General features: G+C 73.0%; 13 protein-coding genes and 1 pseudogene. 6 read left to right on the forward strand and 8 right to left on the reverse strand.

Translation table 11 applies throughout. The features are described 5' to 3' along the window. Positions 1-39: 39 nt before the first annotated feature. Entirely contained in the window at positions 40-795 is a 756-nt protein-coding gene (locus ACW69E_RS13820; RefSeq protein WP_457498515.1) for a spermidine synthase, read from the forward strand. 1,022 nt (positions 796-1,817) lie between these two features. Here the strand turns inward: ACW69E_RS13820 and ACW69E_RS13825 are convergent. The 6 genes from ACW69E_RS13825 to tyrS form a co-directional block, all read right to left on the reverse strand. Further along, on the reverse strand, positions 1,818-2,441 hold the full coding sequence (locus tag ACW69E_RS13825; protein ID WP_457498516.1) for a TetR/AcrR family transcriptional regulator: 624 nt from the start codon (positions 2,439-2,441) through the stop codon (positions 1,818-1,820). Positions 2,442-2,501: 60 nt separating this feature from the next. After that, positions 2,502-3,233, reverse strand: coding sequence for an ABC transporter ATP-binding protein (locus ACW69E_RS13830; protein ID WP_457498517.1), 732 nt, complete (start codon positions 3,231-3,233; stop codon positions 2,502-2,504). Then, positions 3,230-4,366, reverse strand: a complete 1,137-nt coding sequence (locus ACW69E_RS13835; RefSeq protein ID WP_457498518.1) for an ABC transporter permease — start codon at positions 4,364-4,366, stop codon at positions 3,230-3,232. Before ACW69E_RS13835 ends, ACW69E_RS13830 begins: the two co-directional genes overlap by 4 nt. A gap of 214 nt (positions 4,367-4,580) precedes the next feature. Then, entirely contained in the window at positions 4,581-5,477 is an 897-nt protein-coding gene (locus ACW69E_RS13840) for an RNA polymerase sigma-70 factor (RefSeq protein ID WP_457498519.1), read from the reverse strand. A 147-nt stretch (positions 5,478-5,624) separates the two neighbouring features. Continuing rightward, positions 5,625-6,845 carry an NAD(P)/FAD-dependent oxidoreductase gene (locus ACW69E_RS13845; RefSeq protein WP_457498520.1) on the reverse strand — a complete coding sequence of 407 codons (1,221 nt, stop codon included), beginning with the start codon at positions 6,843-6,845 and terminating at the stop codon, positions 5,625-5,627. Between the two features lie 206 nt (positions 6,846-7,051). Continuing rightward, a complete protein-coding gene (gene tyrS / locus ACW69E_RS13850; RefSeq protein ID WP_457498521.1) occupies positions 7,052-8,320 on the reverse strand; it encodes a tyrosine--tRNA ligase in 1,269 nt (422 codons plus the stop codon). A 259-nt stretch (positions 8,321-8,579) separates the two neighbouring features. On the opposite strand from tyrS, the gene ACW69E_RS13855 reads away from it, so the two are divergent. Further along, a complete protein-coding gene (locus ACW69E_RS13855; RefSeq protein ID WP_457498522.1) occupies positions 8,580-9,542 on the forward strand; it encodes a hypothetical protein in 963 nt (320 codons plus the stop codon). 25 nt (positions 9,543-9,567) lie between these two features. On the opposite strand, the gene ACW69E_RS13860 is transcribed toward ACW69E_RS13855, so the two are convergent. Both ACW69E_RS13860 and ACW69E_RS13865 read right to left on the reverse strand, forming a co-directional pair. Then, positions 9,568-10,044 (reverse strand): ATP-binding protein, encoded by a 477-nt coding sequence (locus ACW69E_RS13860; RefSeq protein WP_457498523.1) that lies wholly within the window; start codon positions 10,042-10,044, stop codon positions 9,568-9,570. A gap of 352 nt (positions 10,045-10,396) precedes the next feature. Further along, positions 10,397-10,768 (reverse strand): beta/gamma crystallin domain-containing protein, encoded by a 372-nt coding sequence (locus ACW69E_RS13865; RefSeq protein WP_457498524.1) that lies wholly within the window; start codon positions 10,766-10,768, stop codon positions 10,397-10,399. 948 nt (positions 10,769-11,716) lie between these two features. On the opposite strand from ACW69E_RS13865, the gene ACW69E_RS13870 reads away from it, so the two are divergent. The 4 genes and pseudogenes from ACW69E_RS13870 (at position 11,717) to ACW69E_RS13885 (ending at position 14,975) form a co-directional block, all read left to right on the forward strand. Continuing rightward, entirely contained in the window at positions 11,717-12,718 is a 1,002-nt protein-coding gene (locus ACW69E_RS13870; protein WP_457498525.1) for a helix-turn-helix domain-containing protein, read from the forward strand. Continuing rightward, positions 12,715-12,900, forward strand: coding sequence for a DUF397 domain-containing protein (locus ACW69E_RS13875; RefSeq protein ID WP_279951856.1), 186 nt, complete (start codon positions 12,715-12,717; stop codon positions 12,898-12,900). The genes ACW69E_RS13870 and ACW69E_RS13875 overlap by 4 nt, the downstream gene beginning before the upstream one ends. Before the next feature lie 181 nt (positions 12,901-13,081). Next, positions 13,082-13,946: pseudogene (locus ACW69E_RS13880) on the forward strand (NmrA family NAD(P)-binding protein). A gap of 24 nt (positions 13,947-13,970) precedes the next feature. Beyond that, positions 13,971-14,975, forward strand: coding sequence for an AraC family transcriptional regulator (locus tag ACW69E_RS13885; protein ID WP_457498526.1), 1,005 nt, complete (start codon positions 13,971-13,973; stop codon positions 14,973-14,975). Positions 14,976-15,429 lie beyond the last annotated feature (454 nt).

Consider the following 15,429-nt stretch of genomic DNA (forward strand, 5'->3'; position numbering starts at 1 on the left):
AGCACCGCACAGCACCGGACCGCACCGGAAGGCGACCGTATGAGCCCGCGCTTCGAGGAGATCGACTGGCGCCCCACTCCCATGGGCGACATCAGCCTGCGCCGCCGCCGGGACCCGGTGACCGGCCGGGAGGTGTACGAGGTCAAGCTCGGCGACGAGTTCCTCATGTCCAGTCTCTTCACGGCCGGCGAGACGGAACTGGCCCGCCTCGGCCTGGCCGCGCTCCCCGGGGACGCGGCCGGGCCGGGCGCGGCCGGGCTGGACGTGGCCGTGGGCGGGCTCGGCCTCGGCTACACCGCGCGGGCCGTGCTGGAGGACCCGCGGGTGCGCTCGCTGGTCGTCGTCGACGCCCTCCCCGACGTCATCCGCTGGCACGAGGAGAAGCTGGTGCCGCTGGGCGAGGCGCTGGTGTCGGATGGGCGCTGCCGGCTCGTGCGGGGCGACTTCTTCGAGCGGGCCGCGGGCACCGAGGGGCTGGACCCGCAGCGGCCCGGCGGCCGCTTCCACGCGATCCTGCTGGACGTCGACCACTCGCCGCGCCATGTGCTGCACCCCGGCCACGCCCCGTTCTACGAGGAGGCCGGGCTGCGCGCCCTGTCGGAGCACCTCCACCCCGGCGGCGTCTTCGCACTGTGGTCCGACGATCCGCCGGACGAGGACTTCACCGCCGTACTGGCACGGGTCTTCGCCACCGCCGAGGCCCATGTCGTCCGCTTCGCCAACCCCTACCGGCCGGGGGAGGAGTCGGCCAACACCGTCTACGTGGCCGGGAGGGAAGCAGGGGCGGGCGGTTGACCCGGCCCGTGGCAGTCCACCTTCTCCGGGGCGCGGCGCGGAGGTGAGCGCGGTGCGTCTCCACGCCGACGACGCGGAGGGGCTGGTCCGGGCGGCACGCGAACGGGCCGGCGGGGAAGGTTCCGCCACCGGGGCCCGCTGAGCGTCTCACGCGTGGGAGTCGAAGAGTCCGGCGCCGCCGCGCACCCCGGTCTCTGCCGGGCCCGCACCCTCCGCCTCCGGAGGCGTGAAGAAACCCCGTGCCGGAACAGCGCGGTCCGTAAACGGTATTCGAGGGAAGCCGGCGCAGACGAAACCACACGAGATCTAGCGCGAGGCAGCAGATCGGACCTTCGGTGCAGCAACGCCGGAAGAGCTGATACCACACCCAGGAGGGTGAGGAAGGGGCCCACCCCCAGGCGCGGAGCGATGGCGGGTACGGGTCCATCGAAAGAACGCGGAGGCGTTTTCGTGGTCGAGCATGAAGTGCACCGTGAATCCGGCTGCTGCGGCGATTGCTGAGGTCCTGAGTCTTCGACAAACCAAGGGTGCCTCACCTTCTTGGTCGGAGCAGGACGCAGGCAGGCTCCAACACGCGGACTTGATCGCGTGAATCGGCAACTCTCCTGCAGCAGCAGGCAACTTGTGTAACGTGATCGGGAAGGTCAAGGGTGCGTAAAACACTGGCTGAGCGCATGGCGGATCCGGGTCGCTGCGAGACGGCGAGGCCGCGCAGCGCCGGCAGGGGACGGACCTCGTGGATCGCGCGGGTGACGGTGTGCCGACTCGCCCCGTGCGGCTCGGCCGGAGCTGTGTAAGGCGGCCGAGGACCGAAACGCCGGGGCCGCTGCCGCCGTATGCGCCTATACGGAGGTACGACCCGCGTGTTCCCCGGTTCGGCCGTCAGCCGGCCTCGGCGGGAAACCCCGGACCACGTCACCACCGGAGAGGACAACCGACCGGGCAGTGGCTGACCTTGAGCGGGGCGTCCAGGATGCAGACGCCACCGTCCTGCTCGCGGACCTCTCCCCGGTCGGGTCGGCTCAGGCCCGGCCGTCCTCGCGCCGGCCGCGTTCCGCGCCGCCTGCCGGGGTTGGGGAGAGACAGCGGCGTACCAGTGCCAGGGTGCGGTCGGTCACGGCGTCCAGCGGAGCGCCACGCTCCACGGCGGCCAGGGCCGTGTGCAGCATCCCGGCGATCAGGTCGGCGGTCAGCTCGGGGTCGGGGGCGCCGATCTCCCGGACGGCGGCGCGGAACGGTTCGACCTGCTCCAGGTGGAGTTCCATCAGCCGCTCCTGGCAGGCGGGAGGCAGGCCGGCACCCATGAGGGCCGCGGCCGGCCGGTGCGCGCCCTCGGCGCCCAGGCGGAGGCTCTCCCGGAAGAACGCCTCGACGCGCTCGACCGGGCCGCTCGCCGCGGCCATGGCGCCCGCGAGCGCCTCGTTCGACCGCCGGAAGGCCTCCTCGGTGACGGTCGCCAGCAGGGCCGCCGAGGAGTCGAAGTACTGGTAGACGCTGGAGCGGGCCAGGCCCGCCCGGGCGCCGACCGCCGCCGGTGTGACGGCGGCCGCGCCCTCGCTCACCAGGATGTCGATCGCGGCCCCCACTAGCGCCTCGCGCTGGTGGGCACGGTGTTCGGCGACGGTGGAGGCGTTGATCTTCGGCATGCGGTGCGGACTCCGGGGTGGCGGACGGGTCCGGGAGTGCGCACCGGCCCACGGCCCCGGTCAGGACAGGCGGCCGTCGACCATCTCGTACACCCGGTCGGCAGCGTCCATTATCGCCGTGTCGTGGGTGACCATGACCGTGGCCGTGCCGCGCTCGTGGGTCTGCTCGGCGATCAGCCGTACCGCCTCGGCCGAACGCACCCGGTCCAGAGCAGAGGTGGGCTCATCCACCAGCAGGACGGCGGGGGAGGTCATCAGGGCGCGGGCCAGGCCCGCGCGCTGGCGCTCGCCGCCGGAGAGCTGGTGCGGCCGGGAGCCGGCGCGGTGCGCGAGCCCGACCGCCTCGATGAGCTCGTCGGCACGGGCCCGGGCCGCGCCGTCGAGGCGCCCGTCGATGTGCGCGGGCAGCAGGAGCTGTTCCCGGACGGTCAGCGAGGCCAGCAGGTTGGACTGCTGGAAGACGAAGCCGATGTGGCGACGGCGGGCCGCGGTGCGCTCCTTGTCCGACAGGGCCGTCAGCTCGGTGCCGGCGACGCGTACGGTGCCGGAGGTGGGCCGCTGGAGGCCGCCGGCCACGGCCAGGAGGCTGGACTTGCCCGAGCCCGAGGGGCCGACGACGGCGACGAACTCGCCGGGGACGACGGCCAGTTCGACGTGGTCCAGGGCGGTCACGGCGGTGTCGCCGTCGCCCAGGGTGAGGGTGACGTCGAGCAGCCGCAGTCCGCCGGAGCCCGCGGCGTCCGGTGCGTCCTGCGCGGCCCGGTGTCCGGTGGCGGTGGAGGGGGTGGTCATCGGGTGGCTCCCAGGGCGGTCAGGGGGTCGACGGCGGTGATGCGGCGGACGGCGACGGCGGCGCCCACGGTCCCCAGCCCGATGAGCAGGCCGGAGGAGGTGGCGATGGCCGGGGCGGACAGGGAGAACGGCGCCTTGCCGATCATCGCGCTCCCCAGCGCCAGTCCGGCGGCGGTGCCGAGGGCCGTCGCGCCGACGAGTACGGCGACGACCTGGGCGAGCGCGTCGCGCAGGATGTACTTGGTGGGCGCGCCGAGCGCCTTCAGCAGCGCGATCTCGGCCTTGCGCTGCACGGTCCAGACGGTGAAGAAGGCGCCGACGACGAGCGCGGAGATGGCGTACAGGAAGCCTTTGATCAGGGCCATGGTGCTCGACTCGGCCGTGTAGCCCGGGGACGCGCCGAAGGTGGCCTCCTTGGTGTCGGCGCGGGTGCCGGTCGCCTTCTCCACGGCCGCCACGGCCGGGGCGCCGGCGCCGTCGCCGAGGGTCAGTGCGACGGCCGTGGCCTGCTCGCGCGCGGCCTCGGGCAGCTCGCCCGGCAGGCCGTAGTGCACATGGCGCCAGGTGTCGAGATCGGTGTAGGCGACGCCGATGTGGCCGTAGGAGACGGTGTCGTCGACCAGGCCGACGACGGTCAGCCGGACCTCGCTCTTGTCGACGGTGAGGACGTCCCCGATCTCCACGCCCAGATCGGCGATCTCCCGGGTGATGACGACGCCCGCGCCGTCCTCGCCGATGCGCTCGCCCTCGGTGGGCTCGGGGGCCAGGGAGGAGTCCGGCTCCATGCCGAAGACGGCGAGATTGACCTGCTCGCCCTTCTCGGCGCCCTCGGTCACCTGGGCGTTGACCAGCGTGTTCCCGAAGGGTTCGGCCCGCTCCACGCCCGGGGTCTTGGCCCATGCCTGCCAGTCGGCCTGTTCCACGGTCGAGCGGGAGAACTGCTCGCTGGTGGCCTTCTCGTCGAAGGCCATGTGCGTCATGGGCAGTGCGCGCAGGCCGGATATGCCGGCGTCCGCGAGGCCGGAGGCCAGTCCGGACAGCAGGACGCCGAGGACGGCGATGAGCGCGACGACCGCACCCATCAGGGCGAAGCGACCGCGGGCGAAGCGCAGGTCGCGCAGGGCGAGGAACACGGGATCTCCGGGCGAAGGGGGAGCGGTTGAGGGCAGGGGAGGGGAGGGCACGGCGGCAGGGCGCACCCGCCGCTTTGCCGAATCTTGACGACGGCTGTGTCGGCATCCTATCCGATGATGCCGACGCATGTGTCGGCTCCCTGTCTCCGGCGGCCCCCGCGGCACACGGAACGCCCCGCCCGCAGGCGGGGCGTCCGGGCGGGCCCACCGGTGCTCAGCGCAGGGTGAGCGGTGTCTCGGAGGTGATGTGGGACAGCTTCCGCGGATTGCGGACGTAGTAGAGGCCGGTGATACGGGCGTCCTCGACCCGGACCGCCAGGACGCCGTCGATCTCGCCGTCCAGGCGGACCAGGAGCGCCGCACCGCCGTTGACCACGGTCGGCTCGGTGGTGAGGGTGCCTTCGAGCCGGCCGATGCCGCCGGCGAACATACGGGCCACCCGCTCCGCGCCGGTGACCGGCCGCAGCGCGGCGTGCCTGACGCCGCCGCCGTCGCTCATCAGGACCACTTCGGGGGCGAGCACCTCCAGGAGGGCCTGCGGGTCCCCGGTCTCGACCGCGCGCCGGAACGACTCCAGGACCGCCCGGCCCTCCTCCGGAGAAGCCGGGCGGCGGGGGCGGCGCGCGTCGACGTGCCGGCGGGCGCGGTGGGCGATCTGGCGGACGGCCGAGGGGCTCCTGCCGACGGCGGCCGCGATCTCGCCGTAGCCGACGTCGAAGACCTCGCGCAGCACGAACACGGCCCGCTCGGCTGGCGACAGCGTCTCCAGGACGAGCAGCAGCGCCATCGACACGCTCTCGGCCAGCTCGGCGTCCTCGGCCACGTCCGGCACGGTGAGCAGCGGCTCGGGCAGCCAGGAGCCGACGTACGCCTCCCGGCGGCGCTTGACGGTGCGCAGCCGGTTGAGCGCCTGGCGGGTGGTGATCCGCACCAGATAGGCGCGCTGGTCGCGCACCTGCCCCCGGTCGGCCGCGGCCCAGCGCAGCCAGGTCTCCTGGAGGACGTCCTCGGCGTCGGCCGCCGAGCCGAGCATCTCGTAGGCGACGGTGAAGAGCAGGGCGCGGTGGGCGAGGAACGCCTCGGTCGCCGGGCCGGTGGCCCCGTCGTCCATCCCTCGTCCCCTCTCCCCGCCGTCCCCGTTCTCCCCGTTCTCCCCGCCCCTCGCGGCCTGCCCCGGCGGCCCCGGCGGCCCCGGTGGCCGTGCGCGGCCGGCCGCGTCCGTGCGCGTCCACGGCGTGACTCTCGCGGCTCCCACCGCTCAGGCCGCCCGGTCGGCGGCCTGTGTCCCGGCGGACGGCTCCCCGGCGCGCCGGTCGCGCAGCAGCCGCCGCCGCCTGGCGCCGCCTCCCGGCAAGCTGTGCAGACCGAACGAACCGGGCTTGCGCGCCTCCTTGGTCAGATGCCCGGTCATACCCTCGCAGGCCAGCTCCTTGAGCCTGGCGCCCGGCCCGCCGCCGACGTACAGCCGCACCGCGACGTCGGACCGGTTGGCGAGCTGGTAGACCCCCGCGCCCCGGCCCAGGCTGAGGCACTGGGCGTAGACCGACTGGCGCAGCTCCTCCGGCTCCTCGCCCGCGAGCCGGCTGAGCACGGTGTCGGCGGCCCGCGCGCCCAGCGGCATCGCGTTCAGGCAGCTCATCCGCAGCGGCAGACCGGAGGGCGCCGCCGAGTCCCCGGCCGCGAGGATGCGCGCGTCGTCCACGCTCGTGAGCGTCTCGTCCGTGAGCAGACGGCCCACCGCGTCGGTGCTCAGCCCGCTGCGCGCGGCCAGGTCCGGCACGCCGAAGCCGGCGGTCCAGACGGTGATCTCGCTGGGCAGCTCGCGGCCGTCGGCGAGCCGCACGGCGTCGCCGGTCACCGCCACCACCCTCGTGCCGGGGCCGTCGAGGACCGTCGCGCCGAGCCCGGCCAGCCGCCCCGCGACCGAGCGCCGGGCCCGGGGGTGCAGGTACGGGCCGAGCACGCCGCCGCAGACCAGGGTCACCCGGCGGCCCTGCTCGGCCAGCTCGGCGGCGGTCTCGATGCCGGTGGCCCCGGCGCCGACCACCGTCACCGGGGCCGTCGCGGGAGCGGCGGCGACGACCGGGCGCAGCCGCCGCGCCTCCTCCAGGGTGGCGATCGGGTGGGCGAACCCGGCCGCCCCCGGCACGCCCGGCTCCGCGCTGCCGCTGCCCACGGCGTAGACCAGGTAGTCGTAGCCGAGCGTTTCGCCGTCGGCCAGCGCCACGCCGCGCCCTTCCGCGTCGATCCGGGCCGCGGCGCCGACCACCAGCCGGACGCCCTCGGCCAGGACGTCCCGGTAGGCGACGACCGCGTCGTTGGAACCGCCCACCAGCTGGTGCAGGCGGACCCGGTGGACGAAGTCCGGGCGCGGGTTGACCAGCGTCACCGCCACGTCGTCGCGCCGCGTCAGCCGGTTCGCGGCCATCACGCCCGCGTATCCGCCGCCGATCACGACCACGTTCGTGTTCCCCGTCATGGTGCCTCCTCCGTTTTCGGATGTCCGACCTCAAGACACCGCGCGGGCGGCCGCTGTGACAGGGTGTGAGGCAGGTCACTCCGGCGGGAGTCGGCCCGGCGAGGGCCCGGCCGCGGCCGCACCGGCGCGGCGGCCCCGGGGGAGCCCGAAGCGGAAAACGCGGCGGCCCGGGGCATCGCCCCGGGCCGCCGCGTTCGCGGGCCGTGTCAGGCTCCGGTGACCTCCACCGCCGCCAGGTTCTTCTTGCCGCGCCGCAGCACCAGCCAGCGCCCGTGCAGCAGCTGGTCGGCCGTGGCGACCTCGTCCTCGGCGGTCACCTTCACGTTGTTCACGTAGGCGCCGCCCTCCTTCACGGTGCGGCGGGCGGCCGACTTGCTCGCCACCAGGCCGACCTGCGCGAACAGGTCGGTGATCTGGCCGAGTTCGCTCACCTTCGCGTTCGGGAGCTCGGAGACCGCGGCGGCCAGCGTCGCCTCGTCCAGCCCGGCGAGATCGCCCTGCCCGAACAGCGCCTTCGACGCGGCGACCACGGCCGCGCACTGGCCGGCGCCGTGCACCAGCGTGGTCAGCTCCTCGGCCAGGGCGCGCTGCGCGGCACGGGCCTGCGGCCGCTCCTCGGTCATCCTCTCCAGCTCCTCCAGCTCCTCGCGGGAGCGGAAGGAGAGGATGCGCATGTACCGCGAGATGTCCCGGTCGTCGGTGTTCAGCCAGAACTGGTAGAACGCGTACGGAGTGGTCATCTCCGGGTCCAGCCAGAGCGTGCCCGTCTCCGTCTTGCCGAACTTGGTGCCGTCCGCCTTCGTCATCAGCGGCGTCGCCAGCGCGTGCACCTCGGCGTGCGGCTCCAGGCGGTGGATCAGGTCCAGGCCGGCCGTGAGGTTGCCCCACTGGTCGCTGCCGCCGGTCTGGAGGGTGCAGCCGTACCGCCGGTACAGCTCCAGGAAGTCCATGGCCTGCAGCAGCTGGTAGCTGAACTCGGTGTAGGAGATGCCCTGGTCGGAGGCGAGGCGCTGGGCGACCGACTCCTTGGTGAGCATCTTGTTCACCCGGAAGTGCTTGCCGATGTCCCGCAGGAACCCGATCACGGACAGGCCCGAGGTCCAGTCCATGTTGTTGACCATGACCGCCGCGTTGTCGCCCTCGAAGGAGAGGTACGGCTCGATCTGCGCGCGCAGCCGGGTCACCCACCCGGCGATGGTCTCGGAGTCGTTCAGGGTGCGCTCGGCGGTCGGCCGGGGATCGCCGATGTGGCCGGTGGCGCCGCCCACGAGCGCCAGCGGCCGGTGCCCGGCCTGCTGGAGCCGGCGGACGGTGAGCACCTGCACCAGGTGCCCGACGTGCAGACTGGCCGCGGTCGGGTCGAAGCCGCAATAGAACGTGACGGGGCCGTTCGCCAGAGCCTTGCGCAATGCGTCCTCGTCGGTGGACTGGGCGATCAGCCCGCGCCACCTGAACTCGTCGACGATGGCCGTCACGGTCCTGTGTCTCCTTGGTTTGTGTTCCGGTCCGGCGGCCAGTGTAGTGCGCCGGCCGTTTCCCGCCGTTTCCGCCGGTGGGTGATCACGCGCGACGGGCCGGCGGCCGGCCTGCCGCACCGAGGTTCGGGGGCGCTGGGGCGCCCCGGTCGGCCGGGCCCGCGACCATGACGGCGACGCCGGGACGTGCGGGGCCGGGCCGGATATCGTGACGGCCGGGCGGGGCCGCGGGAGAGAAACCGACCGGGCGGGAGGGACCGTGGACGAGTTGCACTACCAGCGTTTACGGGAACGGGAGGACCGGCGGCGGGCTGCGGACGCCGTGGCGATGCGGGACGCTTACGACGCGGCGCTGGGCAGTCTGTCCCGTACGCCGCAGGATGCGCCCCGCACCCGTGCGCTGATCGGTGAGGGGAAGGCGAGCCCTCAGTGGGTCGAGATCGTCGGCGTCCTCCTCCTGCCGTTCGCCCTTTTCGGTGGGCTCTTCTCGGCTGCGGCCGTGGGCTCCGCGCTCCGGGGGGCTTCGCAAACGGTCGCCATGAGCGGCGCTCTGGCCTCGTCCGCGGTCGTCTGCCTGTCCATGAGCATGGCGAGTGTGTGGCTGATGAACAGGCTGGACCGGACCGGACGGCGCGACGAACTGGTCCACGTGGGCGCGGCCACGGTGCTTGCCTGCGTCCGCGCTCTGGATGCGCCGGACGCCGAGCGTGCCGAACGTCTCCGGGAGGTCGACCGTCTGTACCGCCTGACCGAGCCCCGTGTGCTGCACGCCCATCGGGCCCGCGGCACGATGGGCGGCTCCTCGCCGCGGCGGGCCGCCGCCCGGCAGCACGCCGAGCGGGTGGCGGGCGCGCTGCGCCGGGACCTGTGCCGGGTGGACGCCGAACCGCGGGACGCACTGCGGGACCTCGCGGAAAAGCTGGTGGTGGTCTGCGAGCGGTACGCCGAGGGCCGGGTCGGCCGGTTGCTGCCCGAGGCGGATCTCGCGGACGCGGAACCGGTGACGCTGACCCGCAGGGCGCTGCGGGAGTCGGCTCTGATGGCGGCCGTGATCGCCGCCGCGTTCTGCGGAGCCCTGGGGGCGTGGTTGGGCGGTCAGGCGGCGGGTCTGCCGGATGACTTCCTCCCGTGGACCGCGGCGGCGGGCATGCTGCTCGGCGGCACGCTGGCGGGCGGCTGGCAGCGGGCGGCGCGACTGGCGGAGCTGCTGCCGGGCTTCTGACCCCCGGCGGCCCTGGGCGCTCGACTCAGGTCTCCGCGACCGGGGCCGCGAGGATCGCGCGGACGGTCTTGCCGCCGGGCGGGTGGGGGACACAGTCCCAGTGGTCGGCGAGGGCGGTGACGAGGGTGAGGCCGTGCCCGCCGGTGCGGAGCGGCTCGGTCTCGGCGTCCGGCCCGTCATCCGGTCCGGCGCCCGGTGCGGGGGTGCGCGGCTTGCACTCCCCGCGGGCGTCGGTCACCTCGACGGTCAGGCGGCCGGCCGGCCGGTCGTAGGTGAGCGCCAGCCGGAAGCAGCGGCCGGGCACGTGCCCGTGGAGGACGGCGTTGGCGGCCAGCTCCGCGACGACGAGTTCGGCGCCCTCGGCGAGGTCCTGCGGCACCTCCCAGGAGAGCATCTCGGTCACGGTCAGGAGCCGGGCCAGACGGGCCCCGCGCCGCGTGGACGACAGCAGTTGCGTGAAGGCGGCGAGGGCCGGTCCGGCCTGCGGTGTCGCTCGGTTCATGCGGGCCAGGGTGGGGGTCGCGCGGGGGCGCGAACGAGTGCGCAGCCGTGTACGCGGAGTCCGTGTACGGGCACTTCGGGTGGACGGTACGGAAGCGCGTTCCGTCACGCCGGCCGGTGCCCGCGAGCGCCTTCGGCGGCCGTCGCGGTCCAGGCCCGGGAGACGGCGTCCCCGGTCATCGTCGCCGGGGCCCGGTCGGCCCCTCGTCCATGGCCCTTATGCCCTCGATACTGCGCAGTTGGTGCACGGGTTCGTACCGCGCGTCCGGCAACGCGCCGCCCGGCCCTGAGACACGACGAGAACCCGCCCGGGCGACGATCCCGAGCGCGCCGCCGCTGAATATGCCGGCGTCTCAGAAGATCTGAATAGATGTGATGTTCGGCGGCCGGTTGGGGTAGGTCACGATGTTCCAGCGACTGATCCTGATGGTAGCGCCGTTGGCGTCGTTCATCTGGATGTCGTTGTTCCCAGTGGAGATCTTGTCCACCCAGGCACCGGCTCCGAGCCGCATGGTTCCCGCGTTGGCGGCGCAGAATTCGAAGGGACCGGAAGGGCCGACAATGAGCGGACGGTCATAATGGCCCCATACGTGCAGCAAGTCGCCAGTAGTGCAAGGTGTCTGATTCATGGCGTACGCGGTATTCGTCGGAGCTGTGACGCTGAAGCCTGCGGCCAGTAACGCCACGGCGAACAGGCTCCGGGCGGTCTTCCTGATGGTGGGCACGATGCGATATCTCCTTGAGGATTGGGGCCATACTGCGTGAGCCGGGTTGCTTCCGAACGATGAGGAAACTGCCAGGTCGGGCGTGACAGTCGGCCCTTTTGCGTTTCAATCCTGGTGCGGCGCTGTGTCGGCCAGGAGCAGCGCGCGGGGTTTGTTGCCTTCCCGTTACACGGACCGGTTCTGTCGCGACTGCTGCACCTACGGCCAACTGCACGCCCTCGGCGAGTGAGTTGACTGCCGAAGGCAGGTCCCCGTCGATGATAAGCACAGATACCGAACTCTTTCCGTGCGCCCAGTGGAACAGGAGGTGACACCGTGACGCAGCGGTGTCACCTCCTGTTCCACTGGGCCGCACGAAACAGACCCAGTTGCCGCGTGGTCGAGGGCCTTCGCGGCGAACGCCTCAGGCAGCGTGTTGCCCAAGCACTCCGCTGAGCCACAAACGGCTGTCCTGTGCCCGTACCGCCGCGCTCCTGTCCGTGACGCGGGTGAGCGCGTGCCTCTGTGAACTGCCGTCATGCCCGACGACGACGGGGTCCTGCGGGCCCGCTGGCGAACCGAGCCGACGCCGGGCGACCGAGCCTGGGCACTTCGCCGACCCCAGGGGTGAACGCTTCGGCCGCCCCGTCCCGCAGTGGTGGCCGACCGGCCGTCGAGTGGCCCTTGGCCGTGAGATCCGGCCGCGCAATCCGAGATCCCGCGCCAGGGGTGCGCCTCGCCGTCGGCGGAGGAGCGGTCCAGCATGCGGTGTTGCTCGGGGCGTGCGGGGCGAGGTGGGGGCGCGCGAGGGGCGTGAACGAGTGCGGGATCGCGTACGCGGGGTGAGCGTACGAGCACTTCGGTGGACGACGCGGAAAGTGTTCCGTCACGCTGAGTGTTGGTCGCGAGTGCTTTCGGTAGCCGTCGCGGTCCAGGCACTCAGCACGGAGCAAGCGGAGAGGGCGGCGGATGGACAACGTCGACAGGGCCGGGGTCGGGGTCGAGGTCGGGTTCGAAGTCGAGGGCGAAGTCGGGGCCGGGGACGAGGCCGACGACGAGGCCAGGATCGGGACCGGGGCCGGGACCGGCGACGGGGACGAGGCCACGCGGGAGGCCGCGGACGACGAGGAGCACTCGGGCCCGGAACGGGAGTGGGACCGGGAGCCGCACCCCTCGGACAGCATGCGCACCTTCGGCGCGGTCGTCCAGGCCTTGCGCGAGCACGCGGGTCTGAGCCGCGCCGAACTCGGCACCTGGGTGCGGTACTCCAAGCACACGGTGGCGTCGGTGGAGCTGGGCCGCCGGATGCCGGACCGGGCGTTCGTGGAACGCGCGGAGCTCGCCCTCGGCAACACCGGCGCCCTGCGCAAGGCCGCCCGCCACCTCACGCGGGGCGAGGTGGGGCTCGCCGCGTGGTTCCGGCAGTGGGCGAGGCTGGAACGGAAGGCGGCGAGCCTGTCGACCTACGAGTGCCGGCTGGTCCCGGGGCTGTTGCAGTCCGAGGCGTACGCGCGGGCGGTGTTCGAGGGCACCATCCCGCTGCGTACTGATGAGGAACTGGAGGACCAACTCGCCGCCCGGATGGACCGACAGCGGATGATGCGGGAGCGGCCGACCGTACCGTTCAGCTTCATCGTCGAGGAGCACGTGTTCCGGCGGCGGTTCGGTGACGCGGAGATGATGCGCGAACTGCTGGACCACGTCCTCGAACTCACCGCCCCACGCAACGTGACGTTCCAGGTCGTGCCGCTGGAAGCGGGGCTGCATGCGTGCCTGGACGGGCCGACGCGAATCCTGGAGACTCCGGAGGGACGGTGGCTGGGGTACTCCGAGGGGCAGCAGAACGGACGGCTGATCTCGGACCGAAAAGAGATGCGGCTGCTCTGTCAGCGCTATGAAACACTGCGCTCGCAGGCCCTGAGCCCCGACGAATCCCGGGCCCTGCTGGAGCGACTGCGAGGAGAGCTGTGAAGACGACGGAACTCGACTGGTTCAAGTCCAGCTACAGCGGCAGCCAGGGCGATGACTGCGTGGAGGTCGCGATCGACGGACAGGCCGTCCACGTAAGGGACTCCAAGGACCTGGCCCGCCCCGCCTTCAAGGTCGGCCGCGAGGGCTGGACCCGGTTCGTGCGTTTCGCGTCGGAGCGCTGATCGACTTCGGGCGCGCTGCTTGCCGCGCCGGGCACCGGCGCGGCGAACGGCACACCCTCACCGTGTGGCTTCGGCCCCGTGGCCGCCGCCCTCGCCGTGTGAGCCCCGGCGGTGTGGCCACACCCGCGCACCGCGTGCTCGCAGGCCGAGACGATCGCGTATGAACGTGAGTCCGGCAGCCATGGAGCGTCCGCCGGGCGCGCACTTCAATGAAGCCGTGAACACTCAAGGAAACGACACCGCGCCCACCCTCGTCGTCGGCGGCACCGGCAAGACCGGACGGAGGGTGGTCGACCGCCTCCGGGCGCTCGGCCGCCCCGTGCGTCCCGCCTCCCGCAGCGGCGAGACCACCTTCGTCTGGGAGGACGAGAGCACCTGGCAGGCCGCGCTGGACGGGGCCCGCGCCGCCTATGTGACCTACTACCCCGACCTCGCCTTCCCGGGGGCGAAGGAGGCCGTCGGACGGTTCGCGGCCTTCGCCGTCGAGCGGGGGGGTGCGCCGCCTGGTGCTGCTCTCCGGTCGGGGCGAGGAGGGCGCGGTCGCCAGCGAGGAGGCGCTCAAGGCCTCCGGCTGCGACTGGACCGTCGTGCGGGCCGACTGGTTCAACCAGAACTTCAGCGAGGACTTCTTCCTCGACCCGGTCCGCTCGGGTGAGTTGGCGCTGCCCGCCGGGGACGCCGTCGAGCCGTTCGTCGACGCCGACGACATCGCCGACGTCGTGGTCGCCGCCCTCACCGACGACCGGCACACCGGCCGGACCTACGAACTGTCCGGCCCCCGGGCGCTGAGCTTCCACGACGTGGCCCGCGAACTGTCGGCGGCCACCGGCCGCACCATCACCTACACCCCGGTCGACGCCGACGAATACCGTGCGATGCTGCGGAAGGCGGGCGCGCCGGAGGAGTTCGCGGACCTCTTCACCCTCATCACCGACGGCCGCAACGCCGGTGTGGTGCACGGCGTCCGGGAGGTGCTCGGACGGGAGCCCAAGGACTTCTCGCAGTACGTCGAGGAGACCGCGGCCACCGGGGTCTGGGACGTCTGACCGAGAGGCGGGGGGACGAGAGCTGTGGACACGATCGGCGGACTGCTGGGGAGCCCCCGGGCCAGGGGCGCCTTCCTGCTGAAGTCGGTGTTCAACCCGCCATGGGGGCTGCGCATCGAGGACCGCGCGCCCCTGTCGCTGGTCACCGTGCTGCACGGCTCGGCGTGGGTGCTGCGCGAGGGCGGCGAGCCGGCGCGGCTGGCGGCCGGGGACGTGGCGGTCCTGCGCGGGCCCGAGCCGTACACGCTCGCCGACGACCCGGCGACGCCGCCGGGCATCACGGTCGGCCCCGGGCAGCGCTGCGGCACCACGGAGGGGGAGGACCTCACCGAGGCGATGTCCCTGGGTGTGCGCACCTGGGGCCAGCCGCACCGTGCGGGGTCGACCGTGATGCTCAGCGGCACCTACCAGGCGCCCGGCGAGGTCGGGCGCAGACTGCTCGACGGCCTGCCCGCCCTGCTGCTGCGGCCCGCCTCGGCCGTTCGCACCCCGCTGATCGGCATGCTGGCCGCCGAGGTGGACAAGGAGGAGATCGGCCAGGAGGTGGTCCTGGACCGGCTGCTCGACCTGCTGCTCATCGACGTCCTGCGCTCCTGGCTGGCGGAGCCCGGCACCGGCGCGCCGCCCTGGTTCCGGGCCCAGGGCGACCCGGTGGTGGGGCAGGCCCTGAGGCTGCTGCACGAGCGGCCCGGCGAGCCGTGGACGGTCGCCTCGCTGGCCTCCGCCGTCGGGGTCTCCCGGGCGGCGCTGGCCCGCCGCTTCACCGAACTCGTCGGCGAGCCGCCGATGTCCTATCTGACCGGGTGGCGGCTGACGCTCGCCGCCGAACTGCTGCGCGACCCCGAACTGTCCGTCGCGGGCGTCGCCCGGCGGGTGGGCTACTCGGGCCCCTTCGCCCTGAGCACCGCGTTCAAACGGGAACGCGGCGTCAGCCCGCGGGACTTCCGCCGGGGGGAGCGGCCCGGCGAAGCTGCGGAAACCTGCTCCGACGAGCGGACGGTCGTCCTCGGGGGCCGTTCCCGGCCGTGACCTCGCCCCCCTCGCAGGCCGATCGGTGAAGTGCCGGGCGGCGCGGCATCCCGCGCCGGCCGCGGCCGAGCCGGACTCCCGGCACGGAGGGAGGAACACGGCCCTCTTGCCGAGAGGGCCGTTCCCGCGTCGAGCGTGCCTTTACCGGTATGCCCGTATGCCCCGCATGAAGGCCCGGGGGATCTCCTGTGAATTCCGTCTGAAAAGTGATGATGACGACCATGCCGTGCCTGGCGCCGCCCGGCTTCACGGCTTCGCTCTCGCCGGGTGGGCGGAGAAGCAAAACGCCCAAAAGGTGAGTGACAGGGAAATATGCCCGCGATGGCGAAATGGCCCGACTTTCCAAAAACGGCATCAGGATGTGCGGTGCTAAGATCGAAGCGCTTGCTCGCCAGCACCTTGCTCGCCGGACCCAGGCCGCCAAGTGTGCTGCGAGGGGAAGTTCCTGACGGTG

The sequence above is a fragment of the Streptomyces sp. SS8 genome, from assembly GCF_054072955.1.

Coding starts and splice junctions, on each gene's coding strand:
- ACW69E_RS13820 (WP_457498515.1), top strand. CDS start 40: ATGAGCCCGCGCTTCGAGGAGATCGACTGGCGCCCCACTCCCATGGGC.
- ACW69E_RS13825 (WP_457498516.1), bottom strand. CDS start 2,441: ATGCCGAAGATCAACGCCTCCACCGTCGCCGAACACCGTGCCCACCAG.
- ACW69E_RS13830 (WP_457498517.1), bottom strand. CDS start 3,233: ATGACCACCCCCTCCACCGCCACCGGACACCGGGCCGCGCAGGACGCA.
- ACW69E_RS13840 (WP_457498519.1), bottom strand. CDS start 5,477: ATGGACGACGGGGCCACCGGCCCGGCGACCGAGGCGTTCCTCGCCCAC.
- ACW69E_RS13845 (WP_457498520.1), bottom strand. CDS start 6,845: ATGACGGGGAACACGAACGTGGTCGTGATCGGCGGCGGATACGCGGGC.
- ACW69E_RS13860 (WP_457498523.1), bottom strand. CDS start 10,044: ATGAACCGAGCGACACCGCAGGCCGGACCGGCCCTCGCCGCCTTCACG.
- ACW69E_RS13870 (WP_457498525.1), top strand. CDS start 11,717: ATGGACAACGTCGACAGGGCCGGGGTCGGGGTCGAGGTCGGGTTCGAA.